At 74.1% G+C, this 17,857-nt stretch carries 14 protein-coding genes; 3 read left to right on the forward strand and 11 right to left on the reverse strand.

From position 1 onward, the window contains the following. Positions 1–31: 31 nt before the first annotated feature. From ACWCRA_RS06400 to fxsA, 3 genes are read right to left on the reverse strand one after another with little or no spacing between them, the layout of a single operon-like run. Entirely contained in the window at positions 32–892 is an 861-nt protein-coding gene (locus ACWCRA_RS06400) for an aminoglycoside N(3)-acetyltransferase (RefSeq protein WP_451066942.1), read from the reverse strand. Beyond that, positions 885–3,206 (reverse strand): radical SAM/SPASM protein FxsBH, inactivated beta-hydroxylase extension form, encoded by a 2,322-nt coding sequence (fxsBH, locus tag ACWCRA_RS06405; RefSeq protein ID WP_451066943.1) that lies wholly within the window; start codon positions 3,204–3,206, stop codon positions 885–887. The genes ACWCRA_RS06400 and fxsBH overlap by 8 nt, the downstream gene beginning before the upstream one ends. Positions 3,207–3,256: 50 nt before the next feature. Continuing rightward, complete coding sequence (gene fxsA / locus ACWCRA_RS06410) at positions 3,257–3,421, reverse strand: FxSxx-COOH cyclophane-containing RiPP peptide (RefSeq protein WP_351551907.1); 165 nt, start codon at positions 3,419–3,421, stop codon at positions 3,257–3,259. Between the two features lie 202 nt (positions 3,422–3,623). On the opposite strand from fxsA, the gene ACWCRA_RS06415 reads away from it, so the two are divergent. Continuing rightward, positions 3,624–4,553, forward strand: a complete 930-nt coding sequence (locus tag ACWCRA_RS06415) for a DUF4231 domain-containing protein (protein WP_451066944.1) — start codon at positions 3,624–3,626, stop codon at positions 4,551–4,553. 105 nt (positions 4,554–4,658) lie between these two features. Here ACWCRA_RS06415 and ACWCRA_RS06420 read toward each other — a convergent pair whose 3' ends face one another. From ACWCRA_RS06420 to ACWCRA_RS06440, 5 genes are all read right to left on the reverse strand, one after another. Then, positions 4,659–5,138, reverse strand: a complete 480-nt coding sequence (locus ACWCRA_RS06420; RefSeq protein WP_351551912.1) for a hypothetical protein — start codon at positions 5,136–5,138, stop codon at positions 4,659–4,661. A gap of 986 nt (positions 5,139–6,124) precedes the next feature. Beyond that, the gene (locus ACWCRA_RS06425; RefSeq protein WP_351551914.1) at positions 6,125–6,955 is read right to left on the reverse strand and encodes a DUF1684 domain-containing protein; all 831 of its coding nucleotides are present in this window, start codon (positions 6,953–6,955) and stop codon (positions 6,125–6,127) included. A 4-nt stretch (positions 6,956–6,959) separates the two neighbouring features. Next, entirely contained in the window at positions 6,960–8,258 is a 1,299-nt protein-coding gene (locus ACWCRA_RS06430; protein WP_351551916.1) for an NtaA/DmoA family FMN-dependent monooxygenase, read from the reverse strand. Next, a complete protein-coding gene (locus ACWCRA_RS06435; protein WP_351551919.1) occupies positions 8,255–9,331 on the reverse strand; it encodes an LLM class flavin-dependent oxidoreductase in 1,077 nt (358 codons plus the stop codon). Before ACWCRA_RS06435 ends, ACWCRA_RS06430 begins: the two co-directional genes overlap by 4 nt. A gap of 103 nt (positions 9,332–9,434) precedes the next feature. After that, the gene (locus tag ACWCRA_RS06440; protein WP_351551922.1) at positions 9,435–11,279 is read right to left on the reverse strand and encodes an FAD/NAD(P)-binding protein; all 1,845 of its coding nucleotides are present in this window, start codon (positions 11,277–11,279) and stop codon (positions 9,435–9,437) included. Between the two features lie 539 nt (positions 11,280–11,818). On the opposite strand from ACWCRA_RS06440, the gene ACWCRA_RS06445 reads away from it, so the two are divergent. Next, on the forward strand, positions 11,819–12,361 hold the full coding sequence (locus tag ACWCRA_RS06445; protein ID WP_351551925.1) for a GNAT family N-acetyltransferase: 543 nt from the start codon (positions 11,819–11,821) through the stop codon (positions 12,359–12,361). A 33-nt stretch (positions 12,362–12,394) separates the two neighbouring features. Here the strand turns inward: ACWCRA_RS06445 and ACWCRA_RS06450 are convergent, their stop codons facing one another. Beyond that, positions 12,395–13,639 carry a DUF5685 family protein gene (locus ACWCRA_RS06450; protein ID WP_451066945.1) on the reverse strand — a complete coding sequence of 415 codons (1,245 nt, stop codon included), beginning with the start codon at positions 13,637–13,639 and terminating at the stop codon, positions 12,395–12,397. A 291-nt stretch (positions 13,640–13,930) separates the two neighbouring features. Here ACWCRA_RS06450 and ACWCRA_RS06455 point away from each other — a divergent pair, with 291 nt between their 5' ends. After that, on the forward strand, positions 13,931–14,377 hold the full coding sequence (locus tag ACWCRA_RS06455) for a cell division protein SepF (protein WP_351551931.1): 447 nt from the start codon (positions 13,931–13,933) through the stop codon (positions 14,375–14,377). A 39-nt stretch (positions 14,378–14,416) separates the two neighbouring features. On the opposite strand, the gene ACWCRA_RS06460 is transcribed toward ACWCRA_RS06455, so the two are convergent. After that, positions 14,417–15,607 carry an acyl-CoA dehydrogenase family protein gene (locus tag ACWCRA_RS06460; RefSeq protein ID WP_351551934.1) on the reverse strand — a complete coding sequence of 397 codons (1,191 nt, stop codon included), beginning with the start codon at positions 15,605–15,607 and terminating at the stop codon, positions 14,417–14,419. A 173-nt stretch (positions 15,608–15,780) separates the two neighbouring features. Continuing rightward, positions 15,781–17,475 carry an MFS transporter gene (locus ACWCRA_RS06465; protein ID WP_351551937.1) on the reverse strand — a complete coding sequence of 565 codons (1,695 nt, stop codon included), beginning with the start codon at positions 17,473–17,475 and terminating at the stop codon, positions 15,781–15,783. Positions 17,476–17,857 lie beyond the last annotated feature (382 nt).

Raw genomic sequence — 17,857 nt, forward strand, 5'->3', positions numbered from 1 at the left:
CCGCCGTTGACGCGGTCCACGGGCGAATTCATCATTCCGGAGCCGGATTCGCTCCGTTCCGCTGCTGTCCGGTCCGGCCGCGCCGCTTTTCGTTCATCCAGGCCACGGCGTGATCAACCGCGGCCCCGACCGAGAACAGCCGTGCGGGCCTTCCCCTCAACTGCCCCTTCTGTTCCATGCCCCAGGTGAATGCGGCGCCGATCGCGCCGAAGTCGCTCTCGTCGAGCCGGACGTCCTCGTACTCCGTCCATTTCTTACCCCCGTCGGGGAGCCGAACTACACAACGGTACGACCGAAGGGGTGCATTGGTCCGGTACTCGGCGAGATGAAAGGCGGTGCAGACATCGAAATCCACATTGATCATCAATACCCGGGCACCTTCCCGGTAGAGCGCGCCGAGCGGTGATTCCTCGCCGAGGTGCGAGGAGAGGGTGTGACCGGCGAGCAGTTCCGCGGCGCGGGCTCCCAGGGCGGCGAAGGAGGTCTGGGGGTGGGCGCTGCGCACGGCTCCCTCGGCGGTACGGATGGACTCCGCGAGCCGTCCCATGCCCTGGCTGGGGGTGGTGGCCGGGTCGAAGGCCGGCATGTTCCGCCGGAAGGTTTCCGCTTCGCCTTCGGTCATCCGCGCGGTGAGCGCGCGGTAGGCGTCGGAGGTGTCGGAGTTCGCCTCGGTGAACGCGGGGGTCACCAGGGTGCCCCGGGGTCCCAGGGCGTCGAGCAGCGCGTCCCTGAGGTCGTCCGAGCGGAGTCCGGTGGTGCGCAGGGCGGCGTGCACCAGCAGGATCTCGCCCTCCCGCACACCCAGCGTCCGCAGTGACCGCACCAGCCGCTGGTGGTCCCCGGGGCTCCCGGGGCGGGTGGGGCGCGGGGCCGGGCGGCCGGCCTCAGCCATGCGCGCGCTCCGCGCCGGGGCCGTCGAGCTCGTCCCGCAGCTCCGCCACGAGCAGCCGCCCGCCGGTGGTCAGCTCCGGCGCGCCCTCCAGCGTCTTCAGCCCCGCTCTGGCCTGATGCGCCCCCTCGGGGTCGAGGGGCGCGAGGCCCACCCGCTCGCAGACTCCCGCCAGCAGTTCGGACACCGGAACCTCACCCTCCTGCCAGGGCGCCGGATGACGCCACCAGCCATCCTGCGCATAGAGATCCGCGACTTCCAGCAGGGCGTTCAGCTTCGCCCGCCGGAAACCGCGCAGCAGCGCGGCGGCCGGGTCGGGGGAGGCGGCGGTCAGGGCGATCCCCAGCGCTCCGTATCCGTGCCCGCGCACGCCCGGCTCACGCGTGGAGGACCGGCCAAAGTCCGGCGCCGGCCAGGGGGGCCGCGGGGGCGCCGGGGCCGCGGGGGACACCGGCGGGGGTGCGGGAGGCGCCGGGGCCAGCGGGGTCAGGGTGGTCAGGGACCGGGCCGCCTCCGCCGCCTGGCGCGGAGCCCTGGCCCGCAGCTCCGTCCACGCCCGGACCAGCAGCCGGTCCCAGTCGGCGGCCTCGCCGGCGGAGAGCCGGGGGCGCGGGGTGGCGTCGAAGCAGTCCCGCCAGGGGTCCAGGTCGTCCAGCCGGAGCAGCGGCGCCCCGTCCCGGCCGCCGACGGTCCGCACGGGCAGCCAGCCGGCCGCCTCCTCCCCGGGGCGCACCCGGCGCTCCGGCAGGCCGGCCACCGCCACCGAGAAGCCGTCCGCCCCCCGGGCCCGTACGACGGCCTCGCCCCGCGCGCCGGGCGGGCCCACGCGCAGGGTCCCGAGCGCGGGCAGATGCAGCAGCCCGCCGGCGTACGGAACGCGGACCGGGGCCGGGTCCTGGGCGGCGACGAGGGCGGTGGCCAGATGGGCGGGGAGCCGCAGGGCGTCGGCGCGGGCCGACGGACGGCCGGCGGCGAGCGCGGTGAGGGTGCGGCGCAGCCAGGTGTGGGTGTAGGGGTGGCGCAGCACGGGGTCGAGCAGCCCGGCGGTGTCGAGCGCGAGCGCCGTCTCCCAGGCCCGCTCCCAGCTCTCGCCGCCCCGGCCGTCGAGTTCCCGGTGGAGCGAGGCCAGCAGGGTCGCGGTCAGATCGAGGTGCTCGGCGGCGAGGGCCCCGGGCCCGGTGAGCGCGGCGGGCGTCAGCGGACGGACCGAGCGCCGCTCGACGCCCCGGATCAGGGCCTCGAGATCGGCGCAGTAGACGGAGGTGTTGTCGAAGCCCCGGTGGGAGCTGTAGCGGTGGGTGTAGAGGCCGCCGCCGCAGGAGCGCACCACGGGACAGGTGCGGCAGGTCTCGCCGACCCCGGCCAGTTCGAGCTGGCGGGCCCGGACCCCCGGGTGCGCGGCCACCAGGTCCAGGGAGTGGGTGAAGATGTCGAAGCCGGTGGCGGCGGCGCCGTCGTAGGCGGTCTTGAGGGAGTCGGTCTGCTCCAGGGCTCCGTCGGTCTCCACGACGACCAGGTCGGTGGGGGCGAGCCCCAGGGACTCGGTGAGGCTCGGGCCGCCCGCGAGGGTGGAGAGCACGGACTCGAAGAGCCGTACCGGGATGGTCCGGCCCCGCTCGTCCCAGCGGTCGAAGACCCGCAGCAGCCAGTCGGCGTAGGCGGTGGGCGAGCCTCCGGGGCGGGGCGGCGGGGTGTCCCAGGTGGCGTGCGGCAGCAGGAAGTCGACGCGCGGGGGCTCCAGTTCGGCGAGCGCGTCGTACACCGCGACCGGGTCGTTGGCCACGTCGACCGTGCAGAGCAGACCGAGGTAGAGATGGCGGTAGCGCTCCTCGCGGAGCAGCCGGACCGCGCGCAGGACCAGGGGGTGGCTGCTGCGGCCGTCGGCGAACCGGCGGTGCCGGTCGTTGGCGTCGCGGTCCCCGTCGAGGGAGATGCCGACCCGGACGCCGAAGGCGTCGAAGAGATCGAGGTAGCGGGGGCTGAGCTGGAGCCCGTTGGTGTGGACGCGCAGATCGAGTCCGGCCACGCCGTCGAGTGCGGCGGTCAGTTCCTCGCAGACCCGGCGCAGTCGCGCGGGCCCCGCCAGCAGGGGCTCCCCTCCGTGCAGGATCACTGTCACGGAGGGCAGGGCATGGGACTTGGCGTGCTCGGCCAGTCGCAGAGCTGCCTGGGAAATCGCTTCGTCGGAGATTGCCCGGGGGCGGTCGCGCCAGCTGTGATCGGCGTGTTCGTACACATAGCAGTGGTCGCAGCTGAGATCACATCTGCTGTGAACCTTGAGGACGATCTCGCGGAACGGGACCAGTGGTCCTTTCATTCCGCCAGTCTAGGGGCGGTCCGGCGCCCGTTCCGGGGTTCCGGGCCTTGCTAGAGAGCGGAGTTGAAGGTCGCCGGACGTCCGGTCCGCCCGTCCCCGGCGGGCAGGACGCGCGCGAGCTTTCTGGCCGCGTCCCCACCACGGACGTCGATCTGCCCCAGCGGGACTCGGTTCTTCTTCGCGACGGCGAAGACTGCGGTGGTCTGAAACGTCATGACGGCCGTCCTTGATCTTGTGTCCTAGCACGGTGCACCACGCACCATTGCGGTGGTGGCGGCACGACTTTACTCTCATGCCCACTGCCAGCAACTCAGCACGGGAACATGGAACAAAAGAGTTTCGTCACATTCTCCCAGGCGGGTGCGGACCAGACCATTCCGCCTAAAGAGTGAAGGCATAACGCAGTCAGGGGGGCACATGACCAAGTTTCCTGGCGCAACGGGCAGCATCGTGTTCCGCAACAGCGATCTCCCCGCTCTCTTCCACCGTACCGACGCGATAGCCATCGCCCGGCAGCGCGAGGCCATTGCCGCCACGCGCTACCAACTCCTGCTGCTGACGGCCGGTGCCACGGCCGTGGTGCTGCCGCTTCCGCCGCTGGGGGCGGATGTCCAACTGGGCGGCGCGCTCGCCGCGTTGGCGTACGCCGGAGTGCTCCTGCTGGGCTACCGCACCTCCAGGCGCAGTGCAAAGTCGCAATGGCAACTGAATCGCTCCGCGGCCGAGTTCATCAAGTCGATGTGCTGGCGCTATTCCGTGCATGGAACACCCTTCGACGACAGGTCCACGGAATCGGACGAAGTCTTCATCTCCCGGCTAAAGGAAGGCTTACGGGAGCTGACAAAAGTCGGCTGGGACGATCCGCGGGACTCGGAGCCCGAACTCGCCGCCGGGGAACTCATCACGCCGGCGATGCGGCGGCTGCGCGCCGGGCCGTTCGGCGTCCGCAAGGAGACCTTCATCCGGGACCGGCTGATCGAACAGCGCAACTGGTACCACCGCAGCGCGGCGAACTCCCGCAGGGCGACCCGGCTGTGGTCGCTCTCGATCGGGCTGCTCACCCTGGCGGCGCTCTTCCTCTCGCTGCTGCACGCCCTCGCGCTCACCGGCTCGGCCACCGCGGCGGCCCCGCTCGCGGCGGCGGCGGCCGGCTGTGTGGCGTGGAGCGAGATCCGCCGGCATCAGCCGCTGATCGCCGCGCACTCCCTGGTGAAGGAGGATCTGGCGGCGATGCACACGGCGATGGAGACCTCGGTCACGGAGGCGCAGTGGCCTTCGGCGGTGTACGAGACCGAGCGCATCGTCTCGCCGCAGCACACCGACTGGCTGGCGCGGCACCGCAGTTGACGGGTGCCACCGGGTGGCAGCGGGTGCCGCCGGCCGTACGGGCGCCGGGGCCCGGGATGCCTCCGGCCGCGCGGGCGCCGGTGGCCCGGGGCCCGGGCGCCGCACTCAGGGGCGCTCCAGGCCCTCGCGCCAGATGACGGTGACCGGGGTGCCCCGGTCCTGGGCGTAGCGGACGATATCGGCCGTTCCGCCCAGGCCGCGCGCCGGGGCGCCGTCCCAGACGGCCAGCAGCCGGTCGCAGTTGTCGGCGATGTACGCGCCCGCCGCGTAGTACGCCTCGTCGGTGGAGTGCGCGAAGCCGAGCCGGATCTCCCGGGCCGCCCGGCCCCTCAGCTCCTGGAAGCGGGCGAGTTCATCCGGTTCGGTGAAGCCGTCCGCGTAGTCGCCGCTGGGGATGACCACGGTCAGTTCGGCGCCGCAGGAGAGCGCGATGTCCGCGAAGATCTGGTCCGCGCCGACCGCGAGACTGGAGATGGCCTCCAGCGCCGCGCCCTGGCGGTCGAGCGCCGAGCGGAGCCCGGAACGGATGTGGCCGTGGGCCTCCGGAGGGATGAACCGGTGGCCGGTGATCCCGATGCGTCTCATGTCCCCGCGCCCCCGTCCCCGCGTCCCGCCGAGCCGCCGTCCCGGATCTCGGCCGTGCGGCGGGCCCTCACCCACGGGGGTGACCAGGGCCGGACGCCACGTCGCCGCCGAGTCGGGCCGGGCCCCCTGGCAAGCACCTATGGGAGTATTCGGCCGCTCCCGCGCCTCACGCAAGAGCGCGTGCGGGCGCGGGGCACGCGCCGGGGGGCTGCTGCTCCACGGGGGGGGGCGGTGCGGGGAGGCGGTCGGTGTGGTGGTGGTGCTCCGTACGCGGGCCGGCACCACCGGGGGGCGCCCGGGGCGGGCGGGCGGGCCGGGGCCGGGTGCGGGTGCGGGGCGGGCCTGGCCGGGGCCGGGTGCGGGTGCGGGCAGGGGCCACCTTGCGCACCCCTGCCGCAGCGTGCGGCCTCATGTCGGGGGCCAGCCCCCGAACCCCCGCTCCTCAAACGCCGGAGGGGCTGGGTTTGCCCGGGCCCCGGAGACACCGGGGCGACCGGGGCGACCGGGGCGACCGGGGCGACCGGGGCGACCGGGGCAAGCGTTTGCCCGGGCCCCGGAGACACCGAGGCGACCGGAGCGGGTCCGCGGGCGAAAGAGCCTGGAATCGGACCCCCGCCCCCCCCAACACCGGAAGAGCCAGGGGCACCCGAGCCCCGGAGAACACCGGAGCCACCGGAGCGGGTCCACGGGCGAAAGGGCCCGGATGGGACCCCAGCCCCCCGACACCGGGGGGCTGGGTTTGCCCGGGCCCCGGAGAACGCCGGAGACACCGGAGCGACCCATCCGGGGGAGCACCCCGGGGCCGGCGGCGTGTCCGGGGGCGGCTGGGGAGTTTCTTTCGGATCGGGCCGGATCGGTGAGCGGGGTCCGGTGCCGTGGATCGCGAGGCGGAGGAGGGAGCCCACGCGGAGCACCGGCGACCGGCGACAACGCGGCGGGGCGCGGCACCGGGGCTCGCGAGCCCGGCACGATCCGAAAGAGACGGCCTAAGTGGTCCGTACCGTGCGTTCGCCCGCCGGGACGGGGACCGGGAGGGTGTTGCCGGGGGGCGGGAACGGGCAGATGAAGTGGTCCACGAAGGCGCACGGCGGCAACTGCGCCCGGTTGAGGTCCACGGTCACCGAACCGTCGGCGGCCGGAGCCCCGGGGCGCAGGAAGCGGAAGCGGTAGCTGCTGTCGCCGCCGGTGGTGTCGGTGAAGACCGCCCAGAGCGAGCCGTCGTCCTCGACGGCCACCCGCAGGGTGCGCTCGGCGCCCTCCAGCTCGAAGGCGACCTCACCCGCGAGGCTCAGACCGCGCTCGCGCCCGTCCGCGTTCTCCACCCGGACGCCGCGGTGTTCCGGATACGCGGTGAAGCGCCCCGGCAGCACCCAGCGGGGGTCGTAGGGGGTGGCCTCGATGCCCCGGAAGGCGGCCCGCGCCGGGGAGTGCGGGTCGAAGTCGCGCACCGCCCAGAGCCCCTCCCTGCGCAGCACCACCAGCCGGCGCTCCCCGTGGGCCACCGGCGCGTCGGGGATGGGGCCGTGGTCGGCGGGGAGCCTCGCGGTGCCGCTGAAGGGGGCGCCGTCCACGGTGAGGCCGTCCTCGGGGCCCGCGGTGAGCCGGACCTCGTCGCCGTCCGCGGTCCAGCGGCCCGGCACCGACGGAATGTGCCCGTCCGGATAATCGTCGAGCCAGTGGGTGCCGGTCAGGGAGAGCGGGCCGTACGGCGCCGAGATGGTCTCCACCCGCCGCTCGTGCCACTTCCGCCAGCTCCTCGGCCCGTGTCCGCCGCGCTCGTCGTCTCCGGCTGCTGGTCGCTGTGCGTCCGTCGTCATGCCGTCAACCATTCCACACGGGTTCGGCGAGCCCCAGGTGGGACCGGAGCGTCGTCCCCGTGTAGTGGGTGCGGAAGACACCGCGCTCCTGGAGCAGCGGCACCACCCGGTCGACGAACTCGTCGAGGCCGCCGGGGGTCAGATGCGGTACGAGGATGAATCCGTCGGCCCCCCGGTCGGCGACGAACCCGGCCATCTCGGCGGCGACGGACGCGGGGGTGCCGATGAACGACTGCCCGATGGAGGTCTCGATGACGGTCTGCCGGATGGAGAGCCCCTTCGCCTCCGACAGGGCCCGCCAGCGGGCGGCGACCGCCAGGGGATCACCGGCGCTCACCCTCCCCTGGCTCAGGGTGGTGCCGGGGTCGGGATCGATCTCGGGGAGCGGCCCGTCGGGATCGTACGCGGAGAGGTCCCGGCCCCAGATCTGCTCCAGCGCGAGGATCGCGGTCTGCGGGGAGACCTGTAAGCGCCGGATCTCGGCGGCCCGTTCACGGGCCTCGGCGTCGCTGTCGCCGAGGACGAAGGTCGCCCCGGGCATGATCTTGAGGTCGTCGGGGCTCCGGCCGTGGGCGGCGAGCCGGGACTTCACATCGGCGTAGAAGACCCGGCCCTCCTCCAGGGTGCGGTGCCGGGCGAAGACCACATCGGCCGCGGCGGCGGCGAAGTCCCGGCCCTCGGGCGAGTCCCCGGCCTGGATGATCACCGGGTGTCCCTGCGGGGGGCGCGGAACGGTGAACTCCCCCTCGATGGCGAAGTGCCGGCCCCGGTGGGCGAAGGGGCGCGGGACGCCGTCCGGGGTCCAGGAGTCCCACAGCTCCCGCGCGGTGCGGACGAACTCCTCGGCACGGGTGTAGCGGTCGGCCCGGTCCAGATAGCCGCCGCGCCGGAAGTTCTCGCCGGTGAAGGCGTCGGACGAGGTGACCACGTTCCAGCCGGCCCGGCCGGCGCTGAGGTGGTCCAGGGTGGCGAGTCTGCGGGCGAGTTCGTAGGGCTCGTTGAAGGTGGCGTTGACAGTGGCGGCGAGCCCGAGCCGGCCGGTGACGGACGCGAGGGCGCTGAGCACGGTGATCGACTCGGGGCGGCCGACGACATCGAGGTCGTGGATGCGTCCCTTGTGCTCGCGCAGCCGCAGCCCCTCGGCGAGGAAGAAGAAGTCGAAGAGACCGCGCTCGGCGGTGCGGGCCAGATGCTCGAAGGAGGAGAAGTCGATCTGGCTGCCGGAGCGCGGATCGGTCCAGACGGTGGTGGAGTTGACGCCCGGGAAGTGGGCGGCGAGATGGAGTTGCCGGACGGTGTTCATGAGGCTCCCCGGGAGGTGGCGGCGTACCGGTTGGCGGGCCTGGCGAGCCCCAGGTGCTCGCGGAGGGTGCCGCCGGGGTGGAAGGTGCGGGCGATTCCGCGGTGCTGGAGCAGGGCGACGGTGCCGTTGACGATCCGCTCCAGGTCGCGGTGGGGTGCGATGGGCGCGAGGTGGAAGCCGTCGGCGGCACCGCCGCGCTGCCACCGGGTGATCAGCTCGGCGAGGTCGACCGGGCCGCCCCGGAAGTACGAGGCGGTGGCGGCCGGGCGGGACGGCCCGGCCAGCCCCGGCTGCGGGGCCGACTCGCACTCCCCGAGGTCGACGGCGAGCGAGACCAGCACCCTGAGGTGGTCCGGGTCCCGGCCCAGGGCCGCGGCGTCCCGGTGGAGCCCGGCCCGCAGGGCCGCCGCCTCCTCGGGCGATCCGGCCCGGACGAGGACGACATCGGCGTACCGCGCGGCGACCCTGCGGCCCGGCTCGCCGGTGCCGGTGAGGTCCACGACGGTGACGGGCCGGCCCTGCGGGGGCCGGGGCACGATCGAGGGCCCGCGCACCGAGAAGGAGGAGCCCGAGAAGTCGATGTGGTGCAGCTTCTCCCGGTCGATGAAGCGGCCGGTGGCCTCGTCGCGGATCTCCGCGTCGTCCTCCCAGCTGTCCCAGAGCCGGGCGACGGCCTCGGCGACCTCGCCCGCCTCCCGCCACAGGGCGTCCGGGGGCGCGGCGGGCCGGCGGCCGAAGAGTCTCGCCTCCGCCTCGGTGGCCGAGACCCCGATGGACCAGCCGGCCCGGCCCCGGCTGACCCAGTCGAGGGTGGCGAGGGAGGTGGAGACGTGGAACGGCTCGGTGTGGGTGGTGGTGACGGTCGGCACCAGGCCGATCCGGCGGGTGCGGGGCGCGATCGCGGCCAGGACCGCGAGAGCGTCGAGCCCGGGGCGGGCGAACGAGTCGCCGAGGGTGAGGAAGTCGAGGGCGCCGTGTTCGGCGAGCCCGGCGAGTTCGGCGAAGTGCTCGGTGCCGTACCGCGCCGGGCCGTCGAGAGCGACGGCCAGATGCAGCGGACGAGTGGCGGACATGGTGGGCCTCTCCGGATGGTCGGGTCCGGAACACGCGGTTCCGTGAGCGTGGCGGGACAGGGGGGCGGGGCGGTCGTCGGGGCAGGAGGGTGGGGCGGGGCGGTCAGGAGGGGTGGCGGGACAGCTCGCGCAGCAGCGTGAGGGCAGTGCGCGCGGTGGCGTCGTTCTGCCGGAAGGCCGCTCCCCCGGTGCGCGGCCGGGTGAAGGCTCCGGGGGCGCGGGCGTCGGTGTGCGGGCCGAGCGCGAATCTGCGGGGGTGCGGCGCGCCCGACCGGTCCAGTACCCGGCCGTCCCGGGGGTCCACGGCGAGCAGCCCGGCCGGGGTCGCGGCGGCCCCGTCCCGGTGGAGCGCGCGCAGCAGGGCGCTCCCGCTCCGTGTCACCGTCGGCTCGGGCAGCCGGGCCTCGACCAGCGCCCGCGCCTCGGTCCACGCGCCGGGCACGCTCGCCCCGCCCGCGCGGAAGACCCCCCGTTCCTCGTCCCCCTCGACGGTCAGCTCCGCGCCGAGGAAGCGGACCACCCCGGCCCGGGAGAGCGCGAGCAGCTGGCGCAGCCGGGGGGCGGGCGGCCCGGAGGCGAGGAAGCTGAACCAGCCGTGCCACCAGCCGCCGATGTCCCCGAGCCGGATCAGCTGTCCGTAGACGGAGAGCAGCCCGAGGAAGACCGCGAGATCCTGGCTGTACGCGGGGTCGTGGCTGCGCGCGAGGTCGGCCTCCACATGGGCCCGCAGGCCGTGCTGGAGCGCTTCGGGCGAGGGGAAGCGCCGGCCGCGCAGCGGACGGTCCAGGGCCGTCGCGTCGAACCGGTCGGCGGGGTCGGGCACGGCGGCGTCCGCCAGGGCGCGCAGTTCGGGGCTGAGCGGCTCGGCGGCGGCGTACTTCTCCTCGAAGGCGGCCCAGCCGCCCGAGGTGCGCTCGGGGTGCGCGGTGAAGAGCCGGTGGTAGTGGGCGAAGCCCAGCTCCTTGTCGACGAGCGGCCAGATGTCCCGGCGGAAGTCGAGCGGGCCGCGCCGCAGCAGCTCATCGGTCCGGTCGGGGCCGAGGAACCGGGGCAGCGGCGGCCCGCCGCCGCGCAGCGGGTAGCCGAGCTTCGCGTGGTACGGGACCCCGCGCCGCGACCCCACGTACAGGACCGGCTCCCGGCCGGACGGGAGGTAGGCGCCGTTCTCGTACCGGCCGCCGCGGCCCTCGGTGAGGAGCACCATCAGATCGATGAAGGCCAGCCCCATCCCCCGGACGATGACGTTCTCCCCGGCGGGGACGGCGCCGAGGTCGGTGTCGGCGGTGAAGCCGGGGGGCAGATGGACCAGGCCGTGGCGGCGGGCGAAGGCGGTGAGGGCGCGCTGTTCGTCGTCGGGCGCGGCGTCGAGATGGCCGAGGGTCAGCAGCACCGCGTCGGCGGTGAGGGGTTCGGCGTGCCCGGCCAGCTCGATCCGCTGGGTGCCGTCGCGCGGGCCGGTGATCCGCAGGGCGGTGGTGCGGTGCTCCCGCACGGTGACCGAGGGCGGGAGGGCGGCCCTGGCCCGTTCGTACACCCAGCGCAGATAGGCGCCCTGGCGGGTGCGGTCGGCGAAGGTGCGGCCGTCCAGGGTGGCCCACTCGGCGAGCGTGGGGCCGGGGCGCACCGGCCCGTCGAGGGCGACGGTGTCGTCGGTGAACATGGTGACGTCCTCGGCCATGGAGTTCATCCACAGCAGCGGGGACTGGTCGGCGCGCCAGATCCGCCCGGGTCCCGGCCGGTGGGGGTCTATCAGATGGATGTCGAGGGGGCGGTCGCCGTAGACCTCGTGGGCGTTGGCCGCGAGCCGCTCCAGGAAGCCGGTCCCCCGCGGACCGGCTCCTATGACGGCGAGGGCCGGCCGGCCGGAGCGGCCCGGGGGCGCGTGCGGGCCGGGGCCGTCCGGGGCGGCGGTGGGGCAGTCGGAAAAGGCGTCGGTGGGGACGGCCATGAGAAGGCTCCGTGGATTCGGGAATCGAACACGGGATTGCCTTCACCGGGAACAGACCGGCGCCGCCGGTGCGATGCGGACCGCGCCCCTCAGCTTGGTCCGGCCTCTGAGGCTAGGCGGTGAACACGGCCCGCTGTCAAGGCTGTCCACACTGTGGGCGTGATGTCTCAGCGCGGTTGACGCGGAAACGGATGCCTGCTCCACTTGGGCCATGTCTTCACAGCAGTCGCTGGTCAGGCGCTCCCACATCGACCTCGGTCGCGTGTGGTCCGCCTCCTGTTGACCCGACCCGCTGTCTCTCCGGCATTTCCGGCACATCCCCCCGAGTCCGGCCCCGTCGCGCCGGTGCTCCCCGGATTCCCGTGCGCGGCCCCGCTCCGGTGAGGTCCGCGCGGCCCGGTGCGCACCCTGGCGCTCCGGGCGCCGTGCTCACCACGGGCCCTGCCCTCACCGCACTCCGCGATGCGCACCACTCGCACCACTCCCCTCGCTCCGCCCGCACGCCCGCACGCCCGGATAACGCCGTCCGAAGGGTCCGTATGGTGTTCCCCCCGAACCGTGAGGTCCCGGCCCCGGCCCCGGATGTCCCGCCGGTGCCGCCCGGGCTCTCCGTGCTGCACACGGAGGCCACCGATCCGCTGGCCCGGCCGCTCCTCACCGACCTCTCCGACGAGTACCGCCGGCGCTACGGCGAGAGCTCCGACCTCACCCGCCGCCCCGCGGCCCAGTTCGCCCCGCCCGATGGCGCGTTCGTGCTGCTGCTGGAGCGGGGGCGGGCGGTGGCCGGGGGCGCGTACCGGCGGTACGACCGCAGGACGGCGGAGCTGAAGCGGATCTGGACGGACTCCGCGCACCGGCGCCGGGGTCTGGGCCGTCAGGTGCTGCGGGTGCTGGAGGCGGAGGCCGCCCGGCGCGGCTACGGCCGGATCGTGCTGACCACCGGGCCGCGCCAGCCGGAGGCCAGGGGTCTGTATCTGGCCTCCGGCTACCGCCCGCTCTTCGACCCGGACGCCGATCCGGAGTCGGTCGGGCTGCTGTCGTTCGAGAAGGAACTGAACGGACCGGTGCCCGGCACCGCTTGAGCCGGCCCTCGCCGAGGAGGCCCGGAGGGGCGCTCAGTCGCAGGGGCAGCAGCAGTCGCAGCCGGAGCAGTCCCCGCAGTCGCAGGCGCGGCAGCAGCCCTCGCGCCTCTTGCGGGACCAGGGGCCCTCGTACTCCTTGGCGCAGCAGATCCGGCAGGTGCAGAAGAGCCCGGTGAAGGCGGCGCAGCCGGCCAGGAAGCCCCGGGGCTCGGGGCGCTGGTGCGGCGGGGGCGGCACCCCCGGGCCGCCCCCGGAGCCGCCGGAACCACCGGGCCCACCGGGCGCGCCCGCGCCGTACGGCCCGCCGGCGCCACCGTACGGAGTGCCGCCGGCGCCCGGGCCGTGGGGGCTCCCCGCGCCCGGTCCTCCCGGCCGGTGCGGACCGCCGGAATCCTCGCGCGCCTCGCCCCGGTGGCCGCAGCCCACCGTCCCGAAGGCGCGGTTCACCGCCTCGGCCGGCTCATGGGCGAGCAGCACATGCACCAGCCGGCCGTCGGCGAACCGGGCGTCCCGCAGGGCGAGGCGGACCCCGCGCACGGCGTCGTCGGCGAGCCCGCGCGCCTCGGCGACCGGGGTGCCGGTGGCCGTGAGCGGGTTCCAGGCGCCCGCGGCGGCGTCGGCGGCCCGGTCCTCGACGGCGTCCAGCAGATGGGCGAGCCGGCCGAAGAGCCGGCCGGCCTCGGCGAGCGGCGCGGCGTTCTCCGGCCGCCCGGCGAGCACGGCGGTGTGGGCGAAGGCGGCGGCGGTGGCCGTCTCGGTGGGCTCGGTGACCGTCAGCAGGGAGGTGCCGGGCCCGGCGAGCGCCTCGACGCCGGTCTGCCGGTCGACGGCGTCGAGCAGTACGGCGGTGTCGAAGCCGACCCTCGCGCCCGCCCGGCTCCCGGCCCGGTCCCACCCGGCGGCGACCCTGCGCGCGGCGGCGGCCACCGGCCGGCGGGCCAGCAGCCCGTCCCGGTCGGCGACATGGTCGCGCACCTTCGCCGACGCCAGCACCAGCGACACGGCGGCGGCGAGCCGCGTCCCCTCGCCGCGGGCGACGGGCGTGGTGCGCAGGGCGCGCAGCGGGCAGGGACCCGCGGTGCGCCGGGCGGCGGGGACGCGTCCGGTCTGAGCCTCCGTCAGTACGGAGATGATCAGGCCGTCGTAGTTGGTGACCACCCGGGCGAACTGCCCGTGGTCGCCGCGGAGTGCGAGACAGAGGCCGCAGAGATGCGCCATCCACTCGGTCTTCAGGCCATCGGTGAGCCGGTGGCCGCAGGGCCGGACCATCCCGAACACGTTCACTTCCCCCGTGAGTCGTTCAGCTGTGCGGGACGCATCGTATCGACCGGTTCGTTCACCCGTACGTCCCGGACATCACCCGTCTGGCCCGACTTTCATATTTTGTGCTGATCACCCCCGGTACCCGGGAAGAAAGCTGACGAATCACCACATCATCTGCACCAGTCCCGTCACGAAACCCCGCCTCAGCGGCTATCCACTTGGCGCGCGATCCGCATGATGGACGACGATAGGGACAGGAAAGACGAAAGACCGCTCGTGAGCGGACCACAGTGGAAGGAGGCGTCCATGGGATCTGTGCGCAAGGCGAGCGCCTGGCTGGGACTCGTCGAGGACAACGACGAGCGCTACTACGCCGACGAGTACGCCGAGTACGCCGAGGGTGCTGCCGAGACGGGTGACGCGTGGGTCACCGACCCCCGGGTGCGTGTCGCCGCCTCCGAATCCGCGCGGGCCGAGAGCCGCCGGATCGCCACGGTCTCGCCCACCTGCTTCCGGGACGCCCGGCACATCGGCGAGCTGTTCCGGGACGGTGTCCCGGTCATCGTCAACCTCACCGCGCTGGAGTCCGGCGACGCCAAGCGCGTGGTCGACTTCGCCGCCGGTCTCACCTTCGGTCTGCGCGGCTCCATCGAGCGGGTGGCGACCCGGGTCTTCCTGCTCAGCCCCGCACACACCCATGTCGTCAACGGTGAGCCCCAGGGTCCCCAGGACGGGTTCTACAACCAGAGCTGAGCAGGGTGCTCGCCGGTCACCGCCCCCGGAGCCGCACCGTCACCGGAACGCGTCCAGACCGGTGAGCGCCTTGCCCAGCACGAGTTGGTGCATCTCGACGGTGCCCTCATAGGTCAGCACCGACTCCAGATTGGTCGCGTGGCGCATCACGGGGTACTCCAGCGAGATCCCGTTGGCGCCCAGAACGGTGCGCGCGGTACGGCAGATGGCCAGCGCCTCCCTCACATTGTTCAGCTTCCCGAAGCTCACCTGCTCGGGGCGGAGCCGGCCCGCGTCCATCCGCACCCCCAGATGGTGGGCGAGCAGCAGGCCCTTGTGCAGCTCCACGGCCATGTCGGCCAGTTTGGCCTGGGTGAGCTGGAAGCCGGCGATGGGCCTGCCGAACTGCTCCCGGGTGCCGGCGTACTCCAGCGCGGCCTCGAAGGCGGCCCGCGCCGCCCCCATCGCGCCCCAGACGATCCCGTACCGCGCGTGGGTGAGACAGCTCAGCGGGCCGCGCAGCCCGATGGCCCCGGGGAGCAGGGCGTCGGCGGGCAGCCGGACCCCGTCCAGGACCAGTTCACTGGTGACGCTGGCGCGCAGGGACCACTTGTGTGTGATCTCGGAGGCGGAGAAGCCGGGCAGCGCGGTGGGCACCAGAAAGCCGCGGATGCCCTCGTCGGTGCGGGCCCAGACGACGGCGACACCGGCCACCGAGCCATTGGTGATCCATGTCTTGCGGCCCGTCAGCACCCAGTCGGAGCCGTCGCGCCGGGCGGAGGTGCGCATTCCGGCGGGGTCGGAGCCGTGGTCGGGCTCGGTGAGGGCGAAGCAGCCGATGGTCTCGCCCGCCGCCATGGGCGGCAGCCACCGGCGCTTGTGCTCCTCGGAGCCGAAGCGGTGGATCGCGTACATGGCCAGCGAGCCCTGCACGGAGACGAGGGAGCGGATGCCGGAGTCGGCGGCCTCCAGCTCCAGACAGGCCAGCCCGTACTGGACGGCGCTCGCGCCGGCGCAGCCGTACCCCCGCAGCTGCATGCCGAGGGCGCCCATGGCGCCCAGCTCACGGGCGAGCTCCCGGAGCCCGGGGAGTTCGCCCCGCTCGTACCAGTCGGCGATGTGCGGCAGGACCCGGCCGGCCGCCCAGCCGCGCACGGTGTCCCGGACGGCGAGGTCCTCGGGGGTCAGCAGTTCGTCGATGCCGAGGGGGTCGGCCGGGTCGAAGCGAGCGGGCTCCGGGTGTTCTGACATGTCGTGACCTCCGCGGGGCGTACGGAAAACGAGCAGCGCCGGGCCCAGACGTTACTGTCCGGTAGCCCGCCCGTCCAGGGCGGTGCCGGTGCGCCGCGCCCGGGGGGCCGGCGGGTGTGCGCCGCTCCAGGGCACGGGGGCCGACGGGTGCGGGCCGCTCACGGACCCCGGGGTCAGCGGGTGTCGGCCGGGACGGTCTTCGCCCGGCTCGCCGGGACCGCGCTCTCCCGGCGCGCCGGGACGGCGGCGCCGGCGGGCCCGGATGCCCGGGGCGCGTCCCCCCGCCGGGGCGGCGGGCACATCCCGGAGCCCTTGCCGGGCTCGCGGTCGGGCGAGCAGTCCATGACACCCGGCAGCCGCAGCGCGGCGAGCGCGCCGGTCAGCAGCAGCCCCGCGCTGACCATGAGGGTGACGTGGAGCCCGGTGACAAAGGACTCGCGCGCGGTGGACCGCAGCACCTCGCCCGCCAGACCGCCGAGGCGGTCCGACACCTGATACGCCTCGCCGAGGGAGTGGGAGGCGGCGGACGAGGCGGAGTCGGGCACCCCGCCGAGCCGCTGGACGGCGGGTGCGTAGGCCGCGTTCATGACACTGCCGAGCAGCGCGATCCCCATGCCCGCACCCAGTTGGTAGGAGGTCTCGCCGATCGCCGCCGCCCCGCCCGCGTGCTCCGGCGGAGCCTCGCTGAGCATCGACTCGTACGCCGCGAAGAGCGTCGTCTGGAGTCCGAAGCCGAGCAGGACGAATCCGGCGGCGAGGAGCAGCGGCCGGTCCTGCTGCCCCATCGGCGTCAGCAGCAGCACGGCGCCCGCGGTCAGCACGAAGCCCCAGGCAACCATCCGGCGCGGCCCGACACGGCGCAGGGTGTACGAGCCGGTGGCGCCCGCGGCCATCGCGGCGAAGGTCAGCGGCAGCAGCCGGAGCCCGGTCTCCAGCGGGCTCAGCCCGAGGATCAGCTGGAGGTACTGGACGGCGATCAGCTCCAGGCCGACCAGCGCGAGCATGGCGAGGACGATGCAGCCGACGGAGGTGGAGAAGGCCGGCGCGGAGAACATCCGGATGTCGATCAGCGGCTGGGGCCTGCGCCGCTGCCGCCGGACGAAGAGGGTCAGCAGCACGGCGCCGAGCAGCAGCGGGCCGCTGGTCATGAGGTCCAGCGGACCGTGGCCGACCCCGAGCCGCTTCACCCCGAGGACGACTCCGAGGATGCCGCCCGCGGCCATCAGCGCGCCGAGCACGTCCCACGGCCCGTCGAAACCGCCCCGGGACTCCGGCAGCAGCCAGCGGCCGAGCGGTAGGATCACCACCATCAGCGGGATGTTGATCAGAAAGACCGAGCCCCACCAGAAGTACTCGATGAGCAGTCCGCCCAGCACCGGTCCGGTGGCCGCGCCGACGGCGGCGACCGCCGTCCAGATGCCGATCGCCATCGCCCGCTCCCGCCGGTCGGGGAAGACCGTGCGGAGTATGGAGAGCGTGGCGGGCATGATCATCGCGCCGCCGATGCCGAGCAGGGCGCGGGCGGCGATCAGCAGTTCGGGGGTGGGGGCGAAGGCGGCCAGCGCGGAGGCCGCGCCGAAGATCCCGTACCCGAGCAGCAGCACCCGGCGGCGGCCGACGCGGTCGCCGAGGGTGCCGAAGAGAATCAGCAGCGCGGCGCAGATCAGCGGATAGGCGTCCACGATCCAGAGCAGCTCGACACCGCTGGGGCGCAGATCCTCCGTGACGGCGGGGACCGCGATGTGCAGCACGGTCGCGTCCACCGCCACGAGCAGCAGACTGATACAGAGGACGAGCAGGACGACCCAGCGGTTTCCCCCGCCGGCCGCCGCACGCAGGCGTGCCGCGGCGGTGGTCGTCCCTGACATGCACATACCTCCAGTGATCCCCTCGCGCTCGGCGGGCCAGCCGGGGACGGGGACGGTCCCTCAGGGCGGTCCGGCATCGACGGGCGAGTGAGCCGTCAGCGTACGCGAACTCCGGCGCCCGGACGCGTGTGGCGTACGCCACGCCGGGTACACGCCGAACCGCCCCGTGGTCCTTCCCGCCGAACCGTCAAAGATGAGAAAGAATTCATACGGCAGAGTGGTGAACGTCAATTTTCGTCACGGAAAGGGGCCTTCGGCGCGAGTGGCGGAGCAATAGGGCGGATGACCTCCCGGATTTCCGAGCCGGGCCGGAATAAACCTCCCGGTTGAGACATACTCCACATCACATCGTCATCACAAAGACGCTGGATCGACCTGGGCC

Source organism: Streptomyces sp. NPDC001889 (assembly GCF_053594535.1).

What these genes read in the sequence shown, in the direction of transcription:
- ACWCRA_RS06460 (WP_351551934.1), bottom strand. Translation starts at nt 15,607, where the DNA reads ATGTCAGAACACCCGGAGCCCGCTCGCTTCGACCCGGCCGACCCCCTC.
- ACWCRA_RS06435 (WP_351551919.1), bottom strand. Translation starts at nt 9,331, where the DNA reads ATGTCCGCCACTCGTCCGCTGCATCTGGCCGTCGCTCTCGACGGCCCG.
- ACWCRA_RS06465 (WP_351551937.1), bottom strand. Translation starts at nt 17,475, where the DNA reads ATGTCAGGGACGACCACCGCCGCGGCACGCCTGCGTGCGGCGGCCGGC.
- ACWCRA_RS06455 (WP_351551931.1), top strand. Translation starts at nt 13,931, where the DNA reads ATGGGATCTGTGCGCAAGGCGAGCGCCTGGCTGGGACTCGTCGAGGAC.
- fxsA (WP_351551907.1), bottom strand. Translation starts at nt 3,421, where the DNA reads ATGACGTTTCAGACCACCGCAGTCTTCGCCGTCGCGAAGAAGAACCGA.
- ACWCRA_RS06420 (WP_351551912.1), bottom strand. Translation starts at nt 5,138, where the DNA reads ATGAGACGCATCGGGATCACCGGCCACCGGTTCATCCCTCCGGAGGCC.
- ACWCRA_RS06440 (WP_351551922.1), bottom strand. Translation starts at nt 11,279, where the DNA reads ATGGCCGTCCCCACCGACGCCTTTTCCGACTGCCCCACCGCCGCCCCG.
- ACWCRA_RS06430 (WP_351551916.1), bottom strand. Translation starts at nt 8,258, where the DNA reads ATGAACACCGTCCGGCAACTCCATCTCGCCGCCCACTTCCCGGGCGTC.
- ACWCRA_RS06415 (WP_451066944.1), top strand. Translation starts at nt 3,624, where the DNA reads ATGACCAAGTTTCCTGGCGCAACGGGCAGCATCGTGTTCCGCAACAGC.
- ACWCRA_RS06400 (WP_451066942.1), bottom strand. Translation starts at nt 892, where the DNA reads ATGGCTGAGGCCGGCCGCCCGGCCCCGCGCCCCACCCGCCCCGGGAGC.
- fxsBH (WP_451066943.1), bottom strand. Translation starts at nt 3,206, where the DNA reads ATGAAAGGACCACTGGTCCCGTTCCGCGAGATCGTCCTCAAGGTTCAC.
- ACWCRA_RS06425 (WP_351551914.1), bottom strand. Translation starts at nt 6,955, where the DNA reads ATGACGACGGACGCACAGCGACCAGCAGCCGGAGACGACGAGCGCGGC.
- ACWCRA_RS06445 (WP_351551925.1), top strand. Translation starts at nt 11,819, where the DNA reads ATGGTGTTCCCCCCGAACCGTGAGGTCCCGGCCCCGGCCCCGGATGTC.